2 protein-coding genes and 1 pseudogene are annotated in these 3,354 nt (G+C 31.1%); all 3 read right to left on the bottom strand.

Annotated elements, in window-relative coordinates:
- A pseudogene (locus AC1DRF_RS20315) lies at nucleotides 1–1,045 on the bottom strand (hypothetical protein); the annotation flags it as partial.
- 12 nt (nucleotides 1,046–1,057) lie between these two features.
- The gene (locus AC1DRF_RS20320) at nucleotides 1,058–2,743 is read right to left on the bottom strand and encodes a hypothetical protein (protein ID WP_477741527.1); all 1,686 of its coding nucleotides are present in this window, start codon (nucleotides 2,741–2,743) and stop codon (nucleotides 1,058–1,060) included.
- Nucleotides 2,744–3,113: 370 nt separating this feature from the next.
- The coding region (locus AC1DRF_RS20325; protein ID WP_477741528.1) for a pyrophosphohydrolase domain-containing protein at nucleotides 3,114–3,354 on the bottom strand (241 nt) is incomplete at its 5' end.

Genomic DNA, 3,354 nt, shown 5'->3' on the forward strand with positions numbered 1-3,354 from the left:
CTTCTTTCCACTTACTTAACTCTCTATTGACTTCTTCCTCATGACCGATAATGCTGAAAAATTGCTTTGAGAAATAGTCTTCAAATTTTTCTTTAATTAAAATTTCGTTGTTTTTAAACGTGCTAGTTGATATTTTTTGCACTTCTTTATTTTTGCCATCTAAACAATCAAAGAAAAACTCTATTCGGTTGGTGGCCTCTACTTTAGATCGCTCATACATATACAATAAAATATGAAAGCAAGTTAAACTTGTTAAAAGCTTAAACATATCGTAAACATCAATATCTAAATTCAATAAGTTTGACATTTCTTCAGCAAACTGATCAAAAAGTGCATGTTCTTCAATTGGCAAATGAGGGTATTCCTTAGACAGTTTTTCCATCTTTTTTAATGGGTACTTGTCCTGAGATTTATTTTCATCTTCATCACCTAAAACACTTTGAATAGAGTCGACTATTTGACCAACAGAATTGTTTTTTTGTAATAATTGTTGAAACCTCTGCTCTATTCTATATTTAACACCTGGAAATTTTTCAGCTCCATAAGAAACCATTAAATAATATAATTCTCCACCACGAGCAAAAAAGTTTCGTTCGTAAGAAGTATTTTCACCTTTAACACGTAACTCAAAAAAAAGTAGGCTCTCGTGTAAAGGGTATAACGATCGAGCATACCAGGAGCGATCAGCTTCTTTTCCTTTTCCGTCCACAAGAGGTATTTCTAGATTTCTAAAAAACTCTCTGATAACTTCGATTTTGTTATCATCTTGAAGTTTTTCATAAAGAAATTTCTTTTTTTCTTGATCAAGTTGCGCGCTGCCACGCTTACTACCTTCTTTGACACCTTCAAAGATAAATTTACGTAAATTTTGTGATTTATTTCTAAAATAGCAATCTGCATTTAGTTGATAATTTGTTCCATATAAAACATTTAAGAACTCTAAAACATACTCCGGTCCACGTTGACCATCTTTAAAACGATGCCCCCAAATTTTTGCAGATAGCTGAGATGAAAATTCTTCTACATTTTTATCTGAATTCTGCATGTCTATTCACCCTTATTCTAAAATTTCTATACAATCTTGCACATACAAACCGTTTTCTTTATCTAACCTTAGAATGTTTAATACAAAAGGGTCAGTTTCAGTTTCTTTTATTAATTCGTTACGAAATGTATCAAGAAGGATTTCCACATCTTCCTTTAAAATATTATGAGTATCGCCGTTACTTAAGCGCATGAGATACTCAAATACATATAAATTTAAAGATAATTTAGTATTACCTACAGTAATTTCAAAGCTAGAGGATCTGTGATCAATGTCCTCTCTTTGTTTTTCTTCACTTATTTTCATCTGACTTATAGGTATACTTGAATGAATCATTAGGTTCTCTGAAGTAGAGAATAATTCTCTATTACTATCTACTAATTTCTTAGAAAAAGCCCGATTAAGGCCTCTAGTTAAGTCCCTTTTGCTTATCGCCTGCTTCCTTTGGTCACCAAAAAGCTCGTCAAATATATTTACAAATTTAAAGGGAACTAAATTATTTCTATTAAAAAATTCTTCTGAAGGGAATTCGAAATAAAACTTTCTTCTTAACTTTTCTATCCATTCTTCAATGAGGTTATCATTACTCTCTTTGTTATGATTACGATAAATATCTAATCTTTTCTTAAAGTATCCTAGATATAAATCTAAATCCGAATTAAATAAATCTTCATGTAAAGCTTCCAATTGAACATTGCCACTAATATCGCCATTTAAAATAAAATCATCTATATTAGAATCAGAATATCTTCCTGGATCTAATTCTTTAAAGAGTTTTATTGCTCTYATATCCGAAAGAGCTTCATTGGCAGCATTATTCCCATAGAAATTTTCATAATATGGTTTGTCAATTTGGTATTTTAAGGCTGCATAATCTGCATCCAACACATCTGTACAAGTTAAACCACCGGTAAGGATATAACTAATATGTATAAGCATTTCACGCATAGTTATGTGGGTGCCTAAATAGTCAAGAAACCTATATTGTTCTACCAATCTATTTTTCACAAAATCTTTGGAAGATCTTTTATGATTTAAATTTATAATGCACGCTTTTTGCTTAGAACAACTTTCACATACCGACCAGTTACTTTCTTTATTCCATTCATCTAAGACTTTTTCAACGTATAATGATGAGGTTACATCTAACAAATTGATAATACTAAAAGTGGAATTATTGGCTAAGTGGGTCTTAAAACGTCTTTTAACTTCCACTTTTAACGAGGATAGATCTTCATGTTGAGATAAAAATTTAGTCAACTTACCTTCATTTGCAGCAATAAGATAGTATATTTTATCTGTATGGTTATCRTTTACACTTGCTTGTAATCTACTAAGTTCCTTTAGTATAATTTCGTCTTTTAGTTCTGATAAATCTTTAACCATTCTAATTTTGCCGTGCGGAAAATCTACTTCAAGTATTCCTGATTCAGGCCAATCTACTAAACCATCTTGGTGAAAATAATTATAAACGGAACGACATAACCTAGTCTTTCCATCCCCCGCATTTCCTGTTAATATAATGCTTTGAGGGTTATTTAAAAATAAATTACAAAGATACGTTTCTGCCTTCGTTTCAATTTTAAAAACATACGAGTCTTTACCTTTATCGTATGTGTATTCATCATATATTTTAGAGTGATTAGGAGATAAAACATTAAATTGATCTAAATAGTCAACAAATGTATTTTTATTCAAAGTCATTCTCTCCTTTTGTCATTTTATTATTTTAGTACTACCTAATTTCATAAATCCAATAATTAATTGATGGCATAAAAACAGCCCAAATTGCTTCTAATCGACAATAAAAAACTATCCATCAAAAGACAAAATAGGTAAAAAGTAATCTTTAAATTTCCTTTTTTAGGTAATTATACCTCATTATTCTCTTATTGATTATAGCATAGATATAATAATATCTGGAATAAAATTGTTTTATTTTAACTTAAATTACCTGTAATCTCTAGAATAAAGTATCAAATAATGAAAATCAGGTCTGAAATGTAGTAGGTTCTTGAACAAATAATAAAATTATCTTCATTTTTCCTTTTACTAAAATAATTTATTCTTATTCTACCTCCACTAAATAAACCCGATCATCAAACTTCCCGCGCTCCCTGGCCTTCTCCTCACGCACTTTCTCAAGTTGTTCTGGCGTGGCCCCGTGCACAGCTGCTAGCGCCTGCATAACTTCCAGTAAATCCGCGAGCTCTTCAATTGCCTCCTGATGCGTTTGGGCTTCTATGTATTCTTGAAGCTCTTCTTTTGCTTTTTTTATCAGCTCATGTTGATATTCCTCTCGCTGCAGC

Source organism: Priestia sp. P5_B4 (assembly GCF_056400385.1).